Annotated in this window: 25 protein-coding genes and 1 riboswitch; of the genes, 24 read left to right on the forward strand and 1 reads right to left on the reverse strand. The window is 41.7% G+C overall.

Annotated elements, in window-relative coordinates; all coding sequences use genetic code 11:
* Positions 1 to 81: 81 nt before the first annotated feature.
* The 24 genes from HMPREF0556_RS01485 (at position 82) to HMPREF0556_RS01595 (ending at position 18,291) form a co-directional block, all read left to right on the forward strand.
* Positions 82 to 1,197, forward strand: a complete 1,116-nt coding sequence (locus HMPREF0556_RS01485) for a D-alanine--D-alanine ligase (RefSeq protein ID WP_003754812.1) — start codon at positions 82 to 84, stop codon at positions 1,195 to 1,197.
* A gap of 107 nt (positions 1,198 to 1,304) precedes the next feature.
* Positions 1,305 to 2,672, forward strand: coding sequence for a UDP-N-acetylmuramoyl-tripeptide--D-alanyl-D-alanine ligase (locus HMPREF0556_RS01490; protein WP_003754813.1), 1,368 nt, complete (start codon positions 1,305 to 1,307; stop codon positions 2,670 to 2,672).
* A 35-nt stretch (positions 2,673 to 2,707) separates the two neighbouring features.
* Positions 2,708 to 3,415, forward strand: a complete 708-nt coding sequence (locus HMPREF0556_RS01495; RefSeq protein WP_003754817.1) for an alpha/beta hydrolase — start codon at positions 2,708 to 2,710, stop codon at positions 3,413 to 3,415.
* 576 nt (positions 3,416 to 3,991) lie between these two features.
* Positions 3,992 to 5,524: a degradosome RNA helicase CshA gene (gene cshA, locus HMPREF0556_RS01500; RefSeq protein ID WP_115345774.1), complete on the forward strand. Its 1,533-nt coding sequence runs from the start codon at positions 3,992 to 3,994 to the stop codon at positions 5,522 to 5,524.
* Between the two features lie 235 nt (positions 5,525 to 5,759).
* A complete protein-coding gene (locus tag HMPREF0556_RS01505; RefSeq protein ID WP_040486577.1) occupies positions 5,760 to 6,056 on the forward strand; it encodes a WXG100 family type VII secretion target in 297 nt (98 codons plus the stop codon).
* Between the two features lie 91 nt (positions 6,057 to 6,147).
* Positions 6,148 to 6,924, forward strand: coding sequence for a tandem-type lipoprotein (locus HMPREF0556_RS01510; protein ID WP_040486379.1), 777 nt, complete (start codon positions 6,148 to 6,150; stop codon positions 6,922 to 6,924).
* Positions 6,921 to 7,166 carry a hypothetical protein gene (locus tag HMPREF0556_RS01515; RefSeq protein ID WP_003754825.1) on the forward strand — a complete coding sequence of 82 codons (246 nt, stop codon included), beginning with the start codon at positions 6,921 to 6,923 and terminating at the stop codon, positions 7,164 to 7,166. The genes HMPREF0556_RS01510 and HMPREF0556_RS01515 overlap by 4 nt, the downstream gene beginning before the upstream one ends.
* A gap of 3 nt (positions 7,167 to 7,169) precedes the next feature.
* Positions 7,170 to 8,219 carry a hypothetical protein gene (locus HMPREF0556_RS12970; RefSeq protein ID WP_003754826.1) on the forward strand — a complete coding sequence of 350 codons (1,050 nt, stop codon included), beginning with the start codon at positions 7,170 to 7,172 and terminating at the stop codon, positions 8,217 to 8,219.
* Between the two features lies 1 nt (position 8,220).
* A complete protein-coding gene (locus HMPREF0556_RS01520; protein WP_003754828.1) occupies positions 8,221 to 8,577 on the forward strand; it encodes a hypothetical protein in 357 nt (118 codons plus the stop codon).
* Positions 8,578 to 8,856, forward strand: coding sequence for a hypothetical protein (locus tag HMPREF0556_RS01525; RefSeq protein WP_003754831.1), 279 nt, complete (start codon positions 8,578 to 8,580; stop codon positions 8,854 to 8,856).
* A 65-nt stretch (positions 8,857 to 8,921) separates the two neighbouring features.
* Positions 8,922 to 8,966: riboswitch (PreQ1 riboswitch) on the forward strand.
* A gap of 7 nt (positions 8,967 to 8,973) precedes the next feature.
* Positions 8,974 to 9,462 (forward strand): QueT transporter family protein, encoded by a 489-nt coding sequence (locus HMPREF0556_RS01530; protein WP_003754833.1) that lies wholly within the window; start codon positions 8,974 to 8,976, stop codon positions 9,460 to 9,462.
* 103 nt (positions 9,463 to 9,565) lie between these two features.
* Positions 9,566 to 10,951 (forward strand): protoporphyrinogen oxidase, encoded by a 1,386-nt coding sequence (gene hemG, locus HMPREF0556_RS01535; RefSeq protein ID WP_003754835.1) that lies wholly within the window; start codon positions 9,566 to 9,568, stop codon positions 10,949 to 10,951.
* Positions 10,948 to 11,316 carry a holo-ACP synthase gene (acpS, locus tag HMPREF0556_RS01540; RefSeq protein WP_003754836.1) on the forward strand — a complete coding sequence of 123 codons (369 nt, stop codon included), beginning with the start codon at positions 10,948 to 10,950 and terminating at the stop codon, positions 11,314 to 11,316. The genes hemG and acpS overlap by 4 nt, the downstream gene beginning before the upstream one ends.
* A gap of 1 nt (position 11,317) precedes the next feature.
* Positions 11,318 to 12,424, forward strand: a complete 1,107-nt coding sequence (gene alr / locus HMPREF0556_RS01545; RefSeq protein WP_003754838.1) for an alanine racemase — start codon at positions 11,318 to 11,320, stop codon at positions 12,422 to 12,424.
* Positions 12,425 to 12,596: 172 nt separating this feature from the next.
* Complete coding sequence (locus HMPREF0556_RS01550) at positions 12,597 to 12,875, forward strand: ribbon-helix-helix protein, CopG family (RefSeq protein ID WP_003754839.1); 279 nt, start codon at positions 12,597 to 12,599, stop codon at positions 12,873 to 12,875.
* Positions 12,876 to 12,880: 5 nt separating this feature from the next.
* Positions 12,881 to 13,225 carry a type II toxin-antitoxin system PemK/MazF family toxin gene (locus tag HMPREF0556_RS01555; protein WP_003754840.1) on the forward strand — a complete coding sequence of 115 codons (345 nt, stop codon included), beginning with the start codon at positions 12,881 to 12,883 and terminating at the stop codon, positions 13,223 to 13,225.
* Positions 13,226 to 13,422: 197 nt separating this feature from the next.
* Positions 13,423 to 14,259, forward strand: a complete 837-nt coding sequence (locus HMPREF0556_RS01560; protein WP_036106096.1) for an RsbT co-antagonist protein RsbRA — start codon at positions 13,423 to 13,425, stop codon at positions 14,257 to 14,259.
* 5 nt (positions 14,260 to 14,264) lie between these two features.
* Positions 14,265 to 14,621 carry an STAS domain-containing protein gene (locus HMPREF0556_RS01565; protein WP_036106099.1) on the forward strand — a complete coding sequence of 119 codons (357 nt, stop codon included), beginning with the start codon at positions 14,265 to 14,267 and terminating at the stop codon, positions 14,619 to 14,621.
* 4 nt (positions 14,622 to 14,625) lie between these two features.
* The gene (locus tag HMPREF0556_RS01570; RefSeq protein ID WP_003754843.1) at positions 14,626 to 15,036 is read left to right on the forward strand and encodes an anti-sigma regulatory factor; all 411 of its coding nucleotides are present in this window, start codon (positions 14,626 to 14,628) and stop codon (positions 15,034 to 15,036) included.
* Positions 15,037 to 15,047: 11 nt separating this feature from the next.
* Positions 15,048 to 16,052, forward strand: a complete 1,005-nt coding sequence (locus HMPREF0556_RS01575) for a PP2C family protein-serine/threonine phosphatase (protein ID WP_003754844.1) — start codon at positions 15,048 to 15,050, stop codon at positions 16,050 to 16,052.
* A gap of 66 nt (positions 16,053 to 16,118) precedes the next feature.
* Positions 16,119 to 16,463 carry an STAS domain-containing protein gene (locus HMPREF0556_RS01580; RefSeq protein ID WP_003754845.1) on the forward strand — a complete coding sequence of 115 codons (345 nt, stop codon included), beginning with the start codon at positions 16,119 to 16,121 and terminating at the stop codon, positions 16,461 to 16,463.
* Positions 16,447 to 16,920, forward strand: a complete 474-nt coding sequence (rsbW, locus tag HMPREF0556_RS01585; protein WP_003754846.1) for an anti-sigma B factor RsbW — start codon at positions 16,447 to 16,449, stop codon at positions 16,918 to 16,920. The genes HMPREF0556_RS01580 and rsbW overlap by 17 nt, the downstream gene beginning before the upstream one ends.
* Positions 16,898 to 17,677: an RNA polymerase sigma factor SigB gene (sigB, locus tag HMPREF0556_RS01590; RefSeq protein ID WP_003754848.1), complete on the forward strand. Its 780-nt coding sequence runs from the start codon at positions 16,898 to 16,900 to the stop codon at positions 17,675 to 17,677. Before rsbW ends, sigB begins: the two co-directional genes overlap by 23 nt.
* Positions 17,677 to 18,291 (forward strand): PP2C family serine/threonine-protein phosphatase, encoded by a 615-nt coding sequence (locus HMPREF0556_RS01595; protein ID WP_003754851.1) that lies wholly within the window; start codon positions 17,677 to 17,679, stop codon positions 18,289 to 18,291. The genes sigB and HMPREF0556_RS01595 overlap by 1 nt, the downstream gene beginning before the upstream one ends.
* A 66-nt stretch (positions 18,292 to 18,357) precedes the next feature.
* Here the strand turns inward: HMPREF0556_RS01595 and HMPREF0556_RS13370 are convergent, their stop codons facing one another.
* Positions 18,358 to 18,516, reverse strand: a complete 159-nt coding sequence (locus HMPREF0556_RS13370; protein WP_003754852.1) for a hypothetical protein — start codon at positions 18,514 to 18,516, stop codon at positions 18,358 to 18,360.
* Positions 18,517 to 18,647: the final 131 nt, after the last annotated feature.

Consider the following 18,647-nt stretch of genomic DNA (forward strand, 5'->3'; position numbering starts at 1 on the left):
GATAATTTCCTAAAGATAATGCTTTTCATCCTCTGAAAACATGGTAAAATAGATTGGAGTAAAACGTGGCGGAGGGGTTAGATGAAAACCAAATTAATAGTATTATATGGCGGGAAATCCGCAGAACATGAAGTTTCTTTACAAACAGCTTTTTCGGTTATCGGTGCTGTTCAATTAGATAAATTTGAAATTCAGCCGATCTATATTACAAACGAAGGCGAATGGATCAGTGGTCCTGCGCTGACAGAACCGATTCGATTTGCGGAACAATTACGTTTCTTAGATGGAGAAACGACGCATTTAAGCCAAACAGAAGGAGAACCTTCCCATGGCGAATGGATCAATCCAGGCGAGATCTTAGGTTATAAAACGGAAGATACCGTTGTGTTCCCATTATTACATGGACCAAATGGAGAAGACGGCACGATTCAAGGCTTCCTTGAAGTATTGCAGCTTCCTTATGTTGGAAATGGCGTATTATCATCAGCCGCTGCAATGGACAAGATCATTATGAAAAAAGTATTTGCAGACGCAGCGATTCCGCAAGTACCCGCTGTTTCACTGCGCTTAGTAGATTGGCAAAAACATCAATCTGAAATGCTTTCTGACATTGAAGAAGTATTACAGTATCCAGTGTTTGTCAAGCCAGCAAACTTAGGTTCCAGTGTAGGGATCACAAAAGCAACAAGTAAAGAAGCATTAGCAGCTTCCATTAACGAAGCATTCCAATTCGACCGCCGCATTGTGATCGAACAAGGTGTGGTAGCTCGCGAGATCGAGATCGCCGTTCTAGGTAATGACACACCGGTATGTTCCGTACCAGGAGAAATTTTACCAGAAGACGGATTAGCACCTTTCTATGACTACAAAACGAAATATACCGACAATAAAACGGAACTTGCGATTCCTGCTAAAATCGATCCTGCTGTGCTAGAGCAAATGAAAGAATATGCGATCCAAGCTTATCTGGGTCTTGATGCAGCTGGTCTTGTACGTGCAGACTTTTTCTTGACGCAAGACAATCAGATCTTATTGAACGAAGTCAACACAATGCCCGGCTTCACCCCATACAGCATGTATCCATTGCTTTGGAATGAGAGCGGCATTCCCTATGCGGCATTGATCGAGCGTTTGGTAGAACTTGCGAAAGAACGCTTTGCTGCTAAAAGCACATTAAAACATACTTTAGCGGAATAATAAATGACGCATATCGACAGCTTGAATGCAGTTCCAACAAACGGAACTGTTTTTCAAGCTCGTTTTTGTGCTTATGGAATTACTTTAAGAACTGCGAGGGATAACCTGTGAAAAAAACGCTGAAACAAATAAAAGAAATGCTCCAAATCGAAACGCGGAGTCCATTTGATGAAACACTTGTAACTGGAATCTGCTTTGATACACGTGTGATCGAAGCAGGAGATCTGTTTGTCCCATTCGTAGGAGCCGCACGTGATGGTCACGAATTCGTCGATCAAGCCAGAAAAGCAGGGGCCAGTGCAGCTTTTTGGCAGAAAGACGTTCCGAACCCACCAGCAGATTTTCCGCTTATTTTTGTCGACGATACACTTCTTGCCCTCCAGCAGACAGCTGCGGTATATCTGCAGGAAGTAAATCCGAAAGTCATCGCCGTGACTGGTAGCAATGGGAAAACGACAACCAAAGATATTTTATCCGGCATGCTACGCGAAACATTTCGTGTGCACCGGACTGGCGGTAATTTTAACAACCATATCGGCCTGCCGTATACGATTTTGACAATGCCGGAAGATACAGAAGTTGCGGTACTGGAGATGGGGATGAACCATCGTCATGAGATCGAAGTACTTTCTCAAATCGCCCAACCAGATATCGCGATCATTACAAATATCGGCGAAGCACATATCGAATATTTGGGATCACGTGAGGAGATCGCCAATGCTAAATTTGAGATCGTTACTGGACTGAAAGCAGACGGACTGTTCATTTATCCAGGTGATGAGCCACTGCTTACCGAGCACACCGCTTTGCCAGCAAGATCGGTGACATTTGGTCGTACGGATCAGGCGACGATTTTCGCTACTACCATTAAAACTAGCGAAGAAGGAACGACTTTCACGACCAATCAAACTGCTGATAGAGAATTTTATGTACCGATCATCGGCGAACACAATGTCTTCAATAGTATGGCAGCCATGCTGGCCGCATTTGAATTAGGTGTGGAGCCAGAAACGATCCAAACCGCATTACGGCATATCGACCGATCGAAAAGCCGTTTAGAGTGGCTGACGACTCCAAAAGGCAGCCGCATCTTGAATGACGCTTATAATTCTAGTCCTACTGCCCTTAAAACTGTTTTGAACACCTTTTTAAATATGCCGACAGCTGCAAAAAAATATCTTGTTTTAGCCGATATGTTGGAACTTGGCGATTTTTCCGAGCAGCTGCACCAAGAATCTGCCCGTACACTTGAAAATGGTGAAGTTGCCGGTGTCTTTTTATATGGAACTGCCATGAAAAATTTTGCTGACGAAGCAGCTTCCCTCATTGGTCAAGAAAAAGTACACTACTTTACAGACAAAGAAGCATTGACTGATGCGGTTTCTAACGCTTTAACAGGAAATGAATGGATACTGGTCAAAGGTTCTTATTCAATGGGGTTGAAAGATGTTGTAGAAAAACTTATGATAGGGTAATATGAATTAGATAAGAAGACAGGAGGAAATGCATCATGGTCGCTTGTTTATGCCTTCATGGCTATACAGGGTCGAAAGAAGAAGTAAAACCGCTAGCGGACTATTTACGCGCACATACAGATTGGGATGTGCTGACACCGACCTTGCCGGGTCATGATCACTTGCGTCATTTGAAACGAGTAACCTATAAAGATTGGCTGATTTTTCTGGAAAGTATTTTAACGCAACTGCTGAAAGAAGATGAAGAAGTTTATATTATCGGCTTTTCCATGGGTGGATTGCTTGCAGGCTGGTTAGCCAGACATTACCCGCAAGTGAAAAAACTGGTATTGCTCAGCACAGCAGTCAATCAAACAGAACTCGAACAGATCGTTGCCGACTCAGAAGAAGTACCTGCTGCCTGCAAAAAGCACAAAGTGAAAGCCGGTCTATTATCAGGACGCTACAAAGAAATCGATGATATCCCGCTTTCTGCCGCCGATCAATTTCGTAAAATGGCAAATCTCGCACTTCCTGTTTTCGAACACATCGACATCCCAACATTCATTGCCCAAGGAAGCGACGATAGCGTTGTTGCCCCTACCGAAAGCGTCGATTATTTAATGAAACATATTCCGGGACCAAAAGAAGTATTTATTCTGGAAGGCTCGAAACATCTGATTTGTTTGGACAAACAAGCGGAAGCATTGTTCCGCGCTGTTTTAGTTTTTTTAGAAAAAGATAATGCTGAGTTTGGGAGATAGGCTCCCAAACTTTTTTTATAGGTGAAAAACCATTCTTTTTTAGGATTAAGTTGTGACAGCTAAGGAGCAAACGTCATAAATATATTTTTCTTACTAGTGACTGTAATCATTTTCATACAATCTTTTCTTACACAAGAATATTTTTAGTTGTTCTTCTTGATTATTCCAATATAAGAAATTGGAAAAGGATCCCGCCAAAAATAAATAAAACAAAGAAGCGGGATTGCGAGTAATAAGGCAGTATGCTTCTTTATAATATTTTTTCTTAAGTTCTTCAGTTTGATTAATCCATATAATAATGGTATGATTATAGATGGAATTTTATTAGGTTTGAAAGCCTAGTGATAATTGAGGGCTTTTTTATAAAAAGAATAGCATCCTTTAAGTGGCATGCGGCAACCATATAAATCATTTGCTTGGTGCGCCAGGCTTTTCTATTGCAGAAAAATGAAAGTTAACAATGAAATTTTCAAACTAGCTGCAAGTGAACGGACAGTAATCGTCATACGAGTATTGTGATGGAAGTATAAAAGAGGCTCTCTTACCAAACTTTAAATAGGTAAAGGAGAAATGACATTGACAAAATTTTCGGAGTTCGGTTTAGACGAAAAAGTTGTGAAATCAGTAAACAGAATGGGGTTTGAAGAAGCAACGCCCATTCAAGAAAAAACGATCCCGCTAGGACTTGCAGGTAAAGACTTAATTGGACAAGCACAAACAGGTACAGGGAAAACAGCAGCATTTGGATTACCAATCATCAACAAGATCGATCAAAAAAATAATAACATTCAAGCACTTATTATTGCACCAACACGTGAGCTTGCTATCCAAGTATCTGAGGAATTGTACAAATTAAGTTATGACAAACACGCTCGCGTACTTGCCGTTTATGGTGGTTCTGATATTTCACGCCAAATTCGTTCACTTAAAAAGAATCCGCAAATCATCGTGGGAACACCGGGTCGTATGTTGGACCTTATCAATCGTCGTGTTTTAAAACTCGAAAACGTAGAAACATTAGTATTGGATGAAGCAGATGAAATGCTTAACATGGGATTCATCGACGACATCGAAGCTATTTTGAAATCTGTACCATCTGAAAGACAAACATTGCTATTTTCAGCAACAATGCCGGATCCGATCCGTCGTATTGCGGAACGCTTTATGCATAGCCCGGAATTAGTACGTATCAAAGCAAAAGAAATGACTGCTTTGCTAATTGAACAATTCTTCGTTAAAGTGCATGAAAAAGAAAAATTTGATGTCTTGTCCCGTCTATTAGACGTGCAAGCACCAGAACTAGCAATCATTTTTGGACGTACAAAACGTCGTGTAGACGAATTATCCCGCGCTTTAGATATGCGTGGTTATGTTGCAGAAGGAATCCATGGCGATTTGACGCAAGCAAAACGAATGAGCGTATTACGTAAATTCAAAGAAGGAAAAATCGATGTATTAGTAGCGACAGACGTAGCTGCTCGTGGCTTAGATATTTCCGGCGTTACCCATGTATATAATTATGACATCCCGCAAGATCCAGAAAGCTATGTACACCGTATCGGTCGTACAGGCCGTGCTGGTAAAGAGGGAATGGCGATCACTTTCGTTCAACCGCGTGAAATGGGCTACTTGCGCATCGTGGAAGAAACAACGAAAAAACGCATGGAACCTCTTAAGCCACCAACTTGGGACGAAGCATTTGCAGGTCAATTGCGCGTAGCACAAGAAAAGATCGAAGAAGCAATCACGCAAGAAAACTTAGCTGACTATGCAGTTTTTGCAGGTCAACTACTTGAAAAATATGATGCAACAGATATCGCGGCAGCAATGCTTAAAATGATCGCTAAAGAACCAGACAAAACACCGGTTCATATTACCGAAGAACGCCCGCTTCCAAGTCGTGGCGGCGGCTACAAAGGTGGTAACAAAGGCGGCGGCAAAGGCGGAAACTCCCGTGGTAAAGGCGGCGGCTATCGCGATCGCAACAACAGCGGCAAAGGTCGTCGTGGAAGCGGCTCAGGCGGTGGCAACCGTGACCGTCGTGGCAATGGCGAACGTAGCAATAGCGGCAGCAACAGTTACAAAGGTGGAAATAAGAAATTTAAATAAGCCTCATAACCTAAAGCCAGCAAGGAGATAATAATCTTCTCGCTGGCTTTTTTTATGTCTATAAACAAGTAGGGGGCTAAAATCCATGCTTTATAGAATGCTCATTTTGATTATCAAGAAAAGCACATCCAAACTTTCGTCACAAAAAGTTCGAAAAGTGTTCGAACTTTGTTCGGTTTGTTATATGCTAAAATACAAGAGTACAGTAAAAACAGACATCAAAGGAGAGAATGAAATGGCAGGACAAATCAGAATGAGCCCGGCAGAATTACGGGATCGCGCCAAGAAATACGGGACGAGCGCACGAGAAATCGATCAGATCTTGAATAACTTGAAAAATCTACAAGAACAATTACGAGGAGAATGGGAAGGGCAAGCCTTCGCACGTTTTGATGAGCAATTCAACCAACTAAAACCAAAAGTCGTCCAATTCTCCGATCTACTCGACCAGATCCAAGGCCAATTAGAGAAAACAGCGACTTCTGTGGAGAACCATGACCGCGAGTCATCGCAGAACTTTGGTCTCAATTAAGGTTTCCAAAACTGGAAAAGTCATGCACGAAGGTGTATGGCTTTTTCCATAAAAAAGAGCATACGGGAATGATAGGCGGGAGGAAATCGATTTGAAGAAAAAAATAGTGATATCCATATTGATAGGAGGAATGACGATAATGACTTTATTAGGTGGATGCGGAGAATCTAGTACAAATGAAAAAGCGGAAAAAACGGAACAAAGCTTTGAAAAAGTGCTGGCAATGTATCCGACAAAGAACTTAGAGGCTTTTTATGATATGGAAGGGTATCGAGATGATGAGTTTGAGAAAGGGGATAAGGGCGTTTGGGTTTTGAATTCCGAAATGTCTACCAGTACTTCAAAAAAGGATCCGCTCCACACAGAAGGTATGTTGTTGCGTATAAATAGAAATACACATACTGCAAAAGGTTATTATTACCTAGATACAACGAACGAAGAAAAATTAGATGAAAATAATGAGAAAAAATACCCTGTAACGTACGATAAAAAGGGTTTTCATTTAGTAAAAGCAGTTTCTGATCCTAAATTAAGAGAAAAAATAGAGAACTTTCAATTTTTTGTACAGTATGGAGAGTTTAAACAACTGAACCAATATAAAAATATTGATAAAATGTATAATCCCGAAGTACCGATGTATGAGCTTGAATATCAATTGACGAATGATGATCCCAATGTGAAACAATTAAGAAAGCGATATGAAATCCCAACTGATAAAGAGCCGACATTAGTGTTAAATGGGCGAGGGGAATTAGATGGTTCTTCTATCAGCTCAAAAGAATTGACATTCCAATTTTCAAAAAATCCAGCTATCTTTTTGATCGACTCTATTGACTATCAACCTTTTAATGGGGAGGATGATCAATGAGTAATTATAAGATAAAGGATAAAGGAATTCGCTTTAATACAGAAGCAACGAGTGCCATTTCTACGATTTCTTATGAGGTAGAGAATGGATTGTTTAATGGGCTGAACAAGGAGCAGATAGCTCGACAATTACGCGTGTTCCAAAACAAAGGCAAATTCCCCAAAAACCTGCAACTAGTCGATGCCTTCTACGATAAAAAAACCAGTCTAAGCGGCGTAGCCTTCAAAGATACGACAACGTGAAAAGTGACGGTTGGTTTTGCTGGTACTAATTTAGATAACGGAATGATCGATAATGTCAAGGACATCGGTGCAGATGGCTCGATCGCCTTTAATGGCGAATCCGGAGGCAACGTGTACTTTCGCTCCGGAAATGCCTTTGTTCAAAAGCTACAAAAAAACTATGAGGTGGGCACTATCACGGAGCACTCTAAAGGTGGTAGGGATGCTGCTGTCATTGGGATGCAAAATAAAGTACCCAATATCATTCTCTATAATGCCGCACCGCTGAATAGTCTTATAGGCCAAGGGATTTCAACTGCTATAAATCCAACTGGAGGGCTTTCACGATTATGGAACGATGGCGAGATGTTTCTACTCGTGAAGAATTATAAAGGACGGATGATCTATTTCCGATCCGAGAAAGACCCATTAACTAAAAGTGCGACGATAACAGGGAGTATTTATCCCGGCCAAACATTTCTACTAGAAAATGATAAGGGGCATGCGATCACGGGCTTTTTGGATAAAGAAGCGCAAACTTTTATTAGTGGGAAACTACTATTGGTGGATAAAAATGGAAAGGTGCGTTCCGGTCTGGAAGTGGCTACAGAGATCATGGAAATGAATCTGAAGGGACTAAATGAGTTGCGAAAAAGTTTCCTCAAGGATGGAGGGGGGCATTTATCTGCCGCGCAAGAAGAATTCTTGGATGCTTCCGAGGCACTTGCATTGACACAAGGGATCCAGCAGACAGTCCAAGACGAATTAGCTGCCTTAAAAAAGACCTATCAAAAAGGAATAGAAAATGCCAAGACGTTATGGAAAGATACTGTAGCGGATGCGGCATTTCATGGAAATGCGCTTACCCATTCCGAACAATTGGCAGCTTTAGAGAGTGGCCGAGCAACGGAACAGACGATTACAAGAAAACCGGTGGCAGAGCATGAGAATAAGTTAGCTAAGTTGACCGCCCAAGAAAAGAAATACGATACCCTCCTTGCTTCTATTACGACCGCTATCCAGAAGACCGTGGCGAAAGATCAAGAACTGGCTGATCAGTTAAGGGGGTTCTGAAATGGGAGAGCAGAAACAAAAATGGCATGCGATAGAAGCAGCGTTTATCGCAGATCGAAATCGCTTAGAGCGGGATATGGAATACATCGACGAGGAAAAACGGCGGTTTGTTAACCAAATGGAGGATATGGCAGAACGTATCCATTATACGAATCGAAAAAGAGGCAGCGACAATCAAGTAAACACGACCTCCCTTTATCAGATGCTGGAACAAGCACAGAATGAAGGGCAGCAACTTGCTTCTAAGGCGATTCGTTCACTGGAAGACAAATTAGAAGAAAAAAGACGGGACTACCAAAAACAGTTCGTCCACTATGAAGAAGAGCTTCGGCTTTTCAAAGCAAATGGAGGCGAGTAAATGCTGGATAACATCCTAGACAATATCAGTGCGGAGCTTGCGACAATCAAAAAAAACACGCAAAAAACCGTTATTCGTTTCTATGTAGCGAGTCAAAGCTACTCCACTTCTGAAACAAGAAGATTGATGATAGCGGATATCGAGAAGGAAACATTGGCAGGGTTGAAAAAACACAGTACTTCTTTTTCAAAAAAGTTCTCTTCCACAGCAAAAGGAAATTGGGTAAACAAGGCAAAACAGAGCTTGACGGAAACGACGCAGCTGTTTGATCAATTGTAAGTGGGGTTAAATAGATGTCGTCTTATTTTCCGTATTGCTAAACCTGCGATTTTAAGCTAATATAAATAACAGTGGTTCGAGAACCTCCCACTCAAAAAAACTAAGGAGAAATGAATAATGAAAGTAAAAACATTAGCAGTAAACGCGATTGTGGCAGCGTTATATGTAGCAGTAAGTATGCTCGTCGCACCGTTTGCTTTTTCGCAGCTTCAGTTCCGTTTATCCGAGATGTTCAATCATCTGATCGTATTTGATAAACGCTATTTTTGGGGCATTATCATTGGAGTAGCGGTTACAAATCTATTTTCCCCGCTGGGTGCGTATGATCTTGTATTTGGTGTGGGCCAATCTGCACTTGCGCTTGGAATTGCGATTTTGGCTAAACGCTTTGTAAAAGGAACGATCGCAAGAATGATCGTAACGACGATCATCTTTTCCGTAACGATGTTCTTGATTGCATGGGAACTTCACCTTGCATTTCATTGGCCATTCCTATTAACATGGTTTACAACAGCAGTCAGTGAATTTATCGTAATGGGTGTCACGATCCCTGTGATGTATTTCATCGATAAGAAAGTCAATTTCAAAAAGATAATGGAAAAATAAAAGATAAATCCGACTTCTATGAGGTCGGATTTTTTGCTAGCTGTTTTAGAAACGCTATTTTTTTGGTAGAATAGAGGGATAAGAACAGAAGGAAGGTATCAGAATGAAACGAGTAGCAATTATCGGCGGTGGATTATCGGGGCTGACTGCTGCATATCAATTAAATAAAACCAATGATCTCCGGGTAGACCTATACGAAGCAGATTCACGCTTAGGTGGGAAATTTCATACCGTTCACCGGGAAGGCTTTACCATCGAGAAAGGGCCGGATTCCTTTTTAGCAAGAAAACCAGCTGGGATCGGTCTGATAAAAGAGTTAGGCCTAGAGGATCAGCTGATCGCAAATGCTACCGGCCGTTCTTTTATTTTCCATGACAAACAGTTGCATCCTATTCCTGAAGGCTCGGTAATGGGGATTCCGACTGATGAAGCTGCATTACTGCAAAGCGAATTATTGACTGCTGCAGAAAAAGAACGGGCTTTGCAAGAAAAAAAACGACCATTTGAACCGTTAACTGCGGATATATCGTTGGGTGAGTTTTTTGAAAAACGGTTTGGCAAAGGATTGGTAAAGAAAATCGTCGAGCCGCTGTTATCGGGTATTTATGCTGGCGATATTTATAAAATGAGTCTGCGCGCTACTTTCCCGCAATTTGAAACAGCGATATCCAAGGCTGGCAATTTGATGGAAGGCTTGAAGACTCCAAGTGACGTAAAGCTGAATACAACAGGAACTAAGCATACAGTTGGGGCTTTCCGAACACTGAAAGGCGGTTTACAGACACTGATCGAAGCATTAGTTGCCGAATTGCCAGTTGAGCAGCTTCACACGGATAAAAGGGTGATACAGGTTATTAAAAAGCCCGGAGCGTATCAGCTGCTATTTGCGGACGGCACGGTAGAAACTGCAGATGCTGTAATTATTGCAGCGACACACGATGTGTTGCGAGCGATTTTAGACGAGGAAACCACAGCTCCCTTTCAAGACCAGCCACTTACTACGCTGGCAACTGTCTCTTTCGCGTACGACGAAAAGGCAGCTTTACCTCAAGGAACCGGCTATTTAGTAGCACGCACAGCAAATTATGCTTCGACGGCTTGCACATGGGTCCAAGAAAAATGGCCGCATATGGTGCCGGAAGGAAAGATGTTGCTTCGCGGGTTTGTAGGAAAATCAGGCGATACTTGGTTGGAGACGGCTACAGATGAACAAATCATCCAAAAAGTACTGGCTGATTACCAAGAAATGATGGGATTGACTGCGCAGCCGCTTTTTGCTGAAGTAAGTCGCATGGAACACGCCATGCCGCAGTATACGATCGGGCATTTGGAAAAGTTGGCTAAGTTGGAAGCCAATTTAGCAGCAAATTATCCTGGCATTTATTATACTGGGATGAGCTTGACTGGAGTGGGCATTCCCGATTGCATTGCCAATGCACAAACAGCGAGCCATGAAGTCGTTCGTTATCTGCAAGGAGAATTACTATGATAAAAGGAATTGGACTCGATATGATCGATTTGGACCGCGTTGCAGCAGCGGTCCAAAAAAACAACCGCTTTGTGGAACGGATCTTAACAACAACTGAGATCAGGCAATATGAAAAATACAAAGGTGCACGGCAAATCGAGTATTTAGCAGGCCGATTTGCTGCCAAAGAAGCTTATGCGAAAGCAATTGGTACCGGGTTTGGCAAAGGGCTCCATTTTACTGATATCGAGATCCTCCAAGATGCGGATGGGAAGCCCCATGTCGTCAAACCCACGCAGACGGACACGGCTGTTTTCGTTAGTATCACACATACAGGAAGGTCGGCCGCGGCACAAATCATTATCGAATGGAAAGAGGGCAACTGATATGGTTACAGGATGGCATCGTCCTACATGGATCGAAGTGAACGGAGACGCGATACGCGCGAATATCACAAATGAGAAGGCACATCTGCCGGCAGAAACCGCTGTTTGGGCAGTAGTAAAAGCAAATGCTTATGGACATGGCATCATCGAAGTTGCCAAAATCGCAAAATCAGCAGGCGCAGATGGATTTTGCGTAGCAATCTTAGATGAAGCACTGGCATTACGCGAAGCAGGTTTTACCAGTGAACTTATTCTGGTATTGGGAGCGGTTCCTGCCGAGTATGCGAATCTGGCTGCAGAAAAACAAATTTCGCTTACCTTATTTGATGAAAACTGGCTAACTGAATTGCCAGTGCTGACTGCCAAACTTTCACTTCATGTTAAACTCGATACAGGAATGGGCCGATTAGGTTTTCGTAATGGCGAAGCGCTCAAACGAGTGAGCACCAAACTAGCAGAACAACCACTTTTAGAGTGGGAAGGGATCTATACCCATTTTGCAACCGCTGATCAAAAAGACACAACCTACTATGAAGAACAACTTGCTAAATTTGAAGGACTGTTCAGCGAAATCAAACCACGTCCGCGCTTTGTTCATGTGGCTAATTCTAGCGCGGCGCTCCTTCACGATCAAACTGGTTTCAATGCAGTTCGCTTTGGTATTGCCATGTATGGGTTGACACCATCAGATGAGATCGCTGACATTCTGCCATTTGAATTGCAGCCGGCATTATCTCTGTATACGAAGATCGTCCAAGTAAAACAGCTGCAAGCAGGTGATTGCGTAAGTTACGGTGCAACCTATCAAGCGGCGCAAGAAGAATGGGTAGCGACGCTTCCAATCGGCTATGCAGACGGTTGGATCAGAAAGTACACAGGTTTCTCTTTATTAGTGGAAGGTGAATATGCGGAAATCGTTGGTCGTGTTTGCATGGATCAGCTTATTATCAGACTTCCGCGTTATTATCCTGTAGGTACGAAAGTTACATTGATCGGAAAAAGCGGTGAGAAACAAATCACGGCAGAAGAGGCAGCTCGCAAGATCGAAACCATTGACTATGAAGTGACTTGTCTATTATCCGAGCGAATTCCTCGTATTTATAACTAAACGACAGAAAATGCGTGCTTTTAGAGGCTTTTTCTATTATAATGTAACCGTGAACTGTTTTTATTGCTTGCGTTGTAACAGAAATTAACATGATAATGTCAAAGCATGATACAAAGATACAAGTAGCTTGAATCAAAATGTCATACGGAGATAGCTTTTGGGGGTGCGAGGCGTGTTAGAAAAACTGGAATGGACAACGATGTCTATCGAACTTACGCAAGAAACAATGAGTGAATTGGATGTGCTTGCGAGAAAACAACGTATCGAAAAGAACGAAATTATTGATCGGGCAGTGAAACAATATATTAGTCAGCAGAAAGTCCGGGATCTACGCGTGGAAATGGAACGCGGTTATGCAGAAATGGCGAATATCAACTTCGCGATTGCCTGCGAATGTACCCACGTAGAATCCGAAGCCGAGGACAAAAATATTCGTGTATTAGGAGGTTAAGCCTTATGGTGAAGCGTGGCGATGTATACTACGCGGATCTTTCCCCTGTGGTCGGAAGCGAGCAGGGGGGGACAAGGCCTGTTCTTATTATTCAAAATGATATAGGGAATCGACATAGTCCAACAGTTATCGTAGCGGCCATAACAGCGAAGATCCAGAAAGCAAAGCTTCCCACACACGTAGAAGCAATGCGGAAAGACGGCTTCGATCGGGATTCCGTCATTTTACTGGAACAAGTGAGAACAATCGACAAACAGCGCCTTACAGACAAGATCACACATCTGGATGATGAATTGATGGGAAAAGTAGATCATGCTTTGGTCATCAGTTTAGGATTGATCGATCTTTGAACCACACATACGCCCTCTATCAAGAAATGGAATAGGCTGAAATTCGCAAATCACTACATATCAACTTGATTCTCTCCGCTTGAGAGTTAAGTGAAAAAAGAAACATGAGAGATTATAGAAAAAATCCTTTTTTCGGTCTTATGTTTTTTTTATACCCCCTGAGAATAACAATCAAAAAAGAAAGGTTGACTAAATACATGTATAAAAATTTTGGCGAATTCATTCGCTTGAACGAAGATGGTCTACTTGAAAAGTGGATGGAAGAAATGGATCAGGAGCCAGATATGCTGATTCAAGAAGTCGTGAACGATTTTGTTTATCGGGACACCAGCAAAGAATTTGTTGCGCTGATCGTTTCTAACATTACGGATGATCAAGCTTCTTTTTCGGAAAGACTCGATGAATTTGCGGAAAAAGTCGTCCACCTAGGCTGGCCGATCCAATTTGTAACAGCAGGACTTCGCAATTTCGGGCTATTGGTCTATAAATTGATGCACCAAGAAGAAAAATTTAAAGAACCAAAAGATGTAGCAGAAGAAACCGCATTTTATCAATTGCAAAAATGGTTCCTTGGAATCTACAATCGCATTGTTAATACATATGCAGAAACATGGGAAAAAACGGTGTCGATCCAAAAAGAAGCTCTACAAGAACTTTCTGCACCGCTCCTGCCGATCTTTGAAAATATTTCCGTAATGCCGCTTATCGGTACGATCGATACAGAAAGAGCCAAATTGATCATGGAAAATCTGCTTGTCGGAGTAGTGAAAAATCGTTCGGAAGTAGTGTTGATCGATATAACGGGGGTTCCTGTTGTTGATACGATGGTTGCTCATCATATTATCCAAGCGTCGGAAGCTGTGAAACTCGTCGGCTGCCAAGCTATGCTGGTTGGTATCAGACCAGAGATCGCACAAACGATCGTCAACCTAGGTATAGATCTGGATCAGATCATTACTACCAATACCATGAAAAAAGGAATCGAGCGCGCCTTAGCGCTTACTAATAAAGAAATAGTAACTAAAGAGGGGTGAACACTGTGGGGATACCAATTTTAAAACTCGGGGAGTGCTTGCTGATCTCTATCCAAAGCGAATTGGATGACCAGTCGGCGGTAGGATTTCAAGAAGACCTATTAAATAAGATCCATGAAACATCTGCTCGTGGTGTCGTAATTGATATTACGTCCATTGACTTTATCGATTCGTTCATTGCCAAAATCTTGGGAGACGTTGTAAATATGTCTAAATTGATGGGAGCAAAGGTTGTTGTGACGGGCATACAACCAGCTGTTGCCATTACCTTAGTGGAACTAGGGATCACTTTTGGCGGAGTTCTTTCTGCCATGGACCTCGAAAGTGGCTTGGAAAAATTGAAACAGGAATTGGGGGAATAAGCCTATGACTCTCCATTCCTCTGTAAAAATAATCAACGAGTGGGATATTGTTGCGGCTAGACAATTAGGAAGAAAGATTTCAAAAGAAATTGGTTTCGGAACAGTAGACCAAGCAAGAATAACCACCGCCATCAGTGAACTTGCAAGAAACATTTTCTTGTATGCGGGTAGAGGAGAAATAAGCATCAACAAAGTATCAGAAGTAGGAAAGCAAGGGTTACGCATTGTTGCAAAAGATGAAGGCCCAGGAATAATAGATATTCGCAAAGTCATGCAAGACGGCTATACGACGTCAGGAGGACTCGGAGCAGGACTACCGGGTGTGAAACGTCTTATGGACAGCTTTGATATCGAATCTATTGCAGAAGGAGAAAGTACAGGCACAACCATTACTGTACTGAAATGGGTTCGGTAGGAGGATAATTTATGGAAAATACATTTGAAGTAAAATACCGTGAGATCCTGTTTCAATATTTGGAACATCAAGACGAAGAGATTTTATACAGCTGCGAGAAGTTAACAAGAGAAGCAATGGAAAATCAAATTAGTCCGGAAGAGATCGTCAACCTGCATCGTTCTGTTTTAGAAGAATATGATGTAGAGATCCCTCCCTATATCAAACTTTCTTTCGATGTTTTATTAGAAACGATGGTCGGTTACGGCCTTGCGTACTTAGAACATCAAAGTTTGCGGACGGAACAAAAAGTACTGAAAAACGAGATCGCCCAAGCAGAAACGTTACAAAAAACGATGATGAAGTCAGAAGTTCCAGTGCTGGATAACGTGGATTTCGGAGTTACCAGTGTAGCAGCCAGACAAATGAGCGGTGATTATTATAGTTTTACAGAGCCTACGCCTTTAGGAATCGGCGTGGCTCTTGCTGATGTTATCGGAAAAGGGATCCCGGCCGCATTTACGATCTCTATGATAAAATACGCGCTTGCCGGGATCGTGGAAACAACTCCGCAACCGAATATCGTTTTGGAAACATTGAACCAAGTTGCCGAAGAAAATATGGACGACAATATGTTCATTACGATGTTTTATGGCCTATACGAACCGGAAAAACATCTTTTCCAATATAGTTCTGCCGGACACGAGCTAGGTTTATATTATCGCGATGAATCACAGAAATTCAGTGACCTCTATGCGAAAGGCTTGCCGCTAGGCGTGAATAGCGACGCTAAATACCGAACTTTCAGCAAACATATCCATGCAGGTGATATTTTGTTCATCATGTCAGACGGCGTCACAGAAGCGCGGACAGTAGATGGATTTCTCGATCGCGAAGCACTGATAGATATTTTTTCTGAATTTGTTGATTTGCCGGCTCAAAAAATCGCAGAAGCCGTCTATAATAAATTGATCAAACTGCAAAATTTTGAATTACATGATGATTTTACGATCATTTGTATCAAACGAACAAAGTGATCGATGTTTGGAAAGAAAAGAAGCAGGGTAAAAAGGACGAGTATACAAAATAGATGAGGTGACAAAATGAATATCAATATCGAAGTCAAAGAACGCGATAGTCAGCATATTGAAGCATTTATAAACGGAGAGATCGATGCTTACACCGCACCACAAATAAAAAATGAGTTAGAGAAATATCAAAATAAAGCTGATATCGTTTTACGTGTTGATTTGTCAGAAGTAGGGTACATGGATAGCACAGGATTAGGCGTTTTTGTCGGTTTATTTAAAAATTTGCGTCAATATGATAGTGAATTGATTCTAATCGGCCTTTCGGACAGACTTTACCGGTTGTTTGAAATTACTGGATTATCCGATATCATCGAAATCAAAAATGTAGAGGGTGAACGAAATGGCAATAATGTATGATACAGTAACGCTGCAACTACCAGCAAAACCTGAATTTATCAGCCTTGGTCGTTTAACGTTATCTGGTTTGGCAAGCCGTGCCGGCTTTTCTTACGAAGTTATCGAGGATTTGAAAATCGCGGTCAGCGAAGCAATCACGAATTCCGTTAAACATGCTTTTAAAGGTGAGGAAGAAGGCAATATCTTAGTAGAATATAATCTTTATGAAGATAAATTAGAGATCATCGTTTCCGATAATGGCAAGAGCTTTGATTTTGAAAGTAAAAAACAAGAGATCGGCCCTTACAGTGTCGGGGAAGATACCGATGTTATCCGGATTGGCGGATTAGGATTATTCCTTATCGAAGCATTGATGGACGATGTGAAACTTTATCAAAATGAAGGTGTATCCGTGGTGATGACCAAATATATCAATGAAAAGCAGGTGGAGGAGAATGCCAAAAGTATCTCGACCTGAAAAGGAAAATAAAGAAAAAGTATATGAGTGGATCAAACTTTATCAAGAAACTGCCGATGATGACGCGCAAACCAATTTAGTGCTCCATTATCATAATTTGGTGGAATCCATTGCTAGAAAATATTCCCAAGGGAAATCCTTTCATGAGGATCTAGTTCAAGTCGGCGTTATCGGTTTGCTTGGAGCAATCAAAAGGTACGATCCAGACTTTGGGAAAAGTTTTGAAGCTTTTGCGGTCCCAACGATCGTCGGAGAGATCAAACGTTTCTTGCGGGATAAAACATGGAGCGTTCACGTTCCAAGACGTATCAAAGAATTAGGTCCAAAAATCAAAAATGCGGTCGAGGAACTCACGCGTGAATTGCAAAGTTCGCCGCAGATCAGCGATATCGCTAATTTCATCGGAGCTACAGAAGAGGAAATTTTGGAAGCAATGGAAATGGGGAAAAGCTATCAAGCCTTATCTGTCGATCACTCGATCGAAGCAGATTCTGATGGTAGCACCATTACTTTGCTAGATGTCGTTGGTGGAGTGGACGAAGGTTTTGAACAAGTCAATCAGCGCATGATCTTGGAAAAAATCTTGCCAGTACTGGACGAACGGGAACAAAAGATATTGCAATATACATTTATCGAAAACCGCAGTCAAAAAGAAACCGGCGAGTTGTTAGATATTTCTCAAATGCACGTATCACGCGTGCAGCGTCAGGCAATCAAAAAACTCCGGGAAGCACTGCTGAATGAGGAAGTGGACTGATGGAATCATCAAAAGATCCCAACCAATTATTAGATATTTTTAAATTTCAGCGGTCTAAATCGAAGCAAAAATTTTGTGGAGACGTCTGGCATTTAGAAGAAGATAAGGACGGTTTTTTTCTTATTTTAGCTGATGGACTTGGTAGCGGAAAAGACGCACATCAAGCGGCGCAAAGTGCAGTGGATGCGATTCTACCGCTTTCCAAGAGCGATGACCTTGTCAATATGCTGGAAGAAGCGAATCATGCCGTTGCCTCTTTGAGAGGTGCGGCGATCGCGATCATCAAAGCAGACTATGCGACGCAGACCGTCCAATATATCGGCTTGGGCAATATTCGCTTTTTCATGATCGATGAACAAGGCAAAATGGTGTATCCATTATCTAAGACCGGCTTTTTATCTGGGAGGAAAATGCAGATACGTCAACAAGCTTTCCGGTATCAACTGGGTTCCAAATTTTTGATTCATTCCGATGGTCTAGTATTAAAACGAATCAAATATTATTTGGATTCTCCGTTATGCGTGCATAAAGTCGGTAATATCATTGAACAATCAATCCTTGATATGCCTTCCGACGATGTCACTTTTTTATTGGGACAATTCCCAAAGATGTGATAGTTAAAATTTACCAAAAGAAACGAATGACTGATTCGTTTCTTTTTTACTGCCACAAGCTCAGGATCAATGATAAATAATAGTAGCCTGATAGACGAAAATCGTTGCAACGGATTGCACCTCTAAAACTTCATAGTTGTTATTCTCCAAATAAAGCAAAAAATCATTTACCTTTTCATCTAAAGCAGCTGCACTCCAATAGGATTGGATCGTTTTTATTTTCATAGTGAAAAGCCCCTTTCATATCCATTTGGTTTATTTATGTTAATTGTATCACAAACGATCGGGATAATGATTACGTCTTGAGAATGATATTTCTAATCTATTTTGTCCGCAAACTGTTATTTTTCTCAACA

This window comes from Listeria grayi DSM 20601 (assembly GCF_000148995.1).
Taxonomy (GTDB): domain Bacteria; phylum Bacillota; class Bacilli; order Lactobacillales; family Listeriaceae; genus Listeria; species Listeria grayi.

Coding starts and splice junctions, on each gene's coding strand:
- HMPREF0556_RS01595 (WP_003754851.1), top strand. CDS start 17,677: ATGGAATCATCAAAAGATCCCAACCAATTATTAGATATTTTTAAATTT.
- HMPREF0556_RS01530 (WP_003754833.1), top strand. CDS start 8,974: ATGAAAGTAAAAACATTAGCAGTAAACGCGATTGTGGCAGCGTTATAT.
- alr (WP_003754838.1), top strand. CDS start 11,318: ATGGTTACAGGATGGCATCGTCCTACATGGATCGAAGTGAACGGAGAC.
- sigB (WP_003754848.1), top strand. CDS start 16,898: ATGCCAAAAGTATCTCGACCTGAAAAGGAAAATAAAGAAAAAGTATAT.
- HMPREF0556_RS01570 (WP_003754843.1), top strand. CDS start 14,626: ATGACTCTCCATTCCTCTGTAAAAATAATCAACGAGTGGGATATTGTT.
- HMPREF0556_RS13370 (WP_003754852.1), bottom strand. CDS start 18,516: ATGAAAATAAAAACGATCCAATCCTATTGGAGTGCAGCTGCTTTAGAT.
- HMPREF0556_RS01505 (WP_040486577.1), top strand. CDS start 5,760: ATGGCAGGACAAATCAGAATGAGCCCGGCAGAATTACGGGATCGCGCC.
- HMPREF0556_RS01525 (WP_003754831.1), top strand. CDS start 8,578: ATGCTGGATAACATCCTAGACAATATCAGTGCGGAGCTTGCGACAATC.
- HMPREF0556_RS01520 (WP_003754828.1), top strand. CDS start 8,221: ATGGGAGAGCAGAAACAAAAATGGCATGCGATAGAAGCAGCGTTTATC.
- acpS (WP_003754836.1), top strand. CDS start 10,948: ATGATAAAAGGAATTGGACTCGATATGATCGATTTGGACCGCGTTGCA.
- HMPREF0556_RS01495 (WP_003754817.1), top strand. CDS start 2,708: ATGGTCGCTTGTTTATGCCTTCATGGCTATACAGGGTCGAAAGAAGAA.
- rsbW (WP_003754846.1), top strand. CDS start 16,447: ATGGCAATAATGTATGATACAGTAACGCTGCAACTACCAGCAAAACCT.
- HMPREF0556_RS01575 (WP_003754844.1), top strand. CDS start 15,048: ATGGAAAATACATTTGAAGTAAAATACCGTGAGATCCTGTTTCAATAT.
- hemG (WP_003754835.1), top strand. CDS start 9,566: ATGAAACGAGTAGCAATTATCGGCGGTGGATTATCGGGGCTGACTGCT.
- HMPREF0556_RS01515 (WP_003754825.1), top strand. CDS start 6,921: ATGAGTAATTATAAGATAAAGGATAAAGGAATTCGCTTTAATACAGAA.
- HMPREF0556_RS01560 (WP_036106096.1), top strand. CDS start 13,423: ATGTATAAAAATTTTGGCGAATTCATTCGCTTGAACGAAGATGGTCTA.
- HMPREF0556_RS01555 (WP_003754840.1), top strand. CDS start 12,881: ATGGTGAAGCGTGGCGATGTATACTACGCGGATCTTTCCCCTGTGGTC.
- HMPREF0556_RS01485 (WP_003754812.1), top strand. CDS start 82: ATGAAAACCAAATTAATAGTATTATATGGCGGGAAATCCGCAGAACAT.
- HMPREF0556_RS01580 (WP_003754845.1), top strand. CDS start 16,119: ATGAATATCAATATCGAAGTCAAAGAACGCGATAGTCAGCATATTGAA.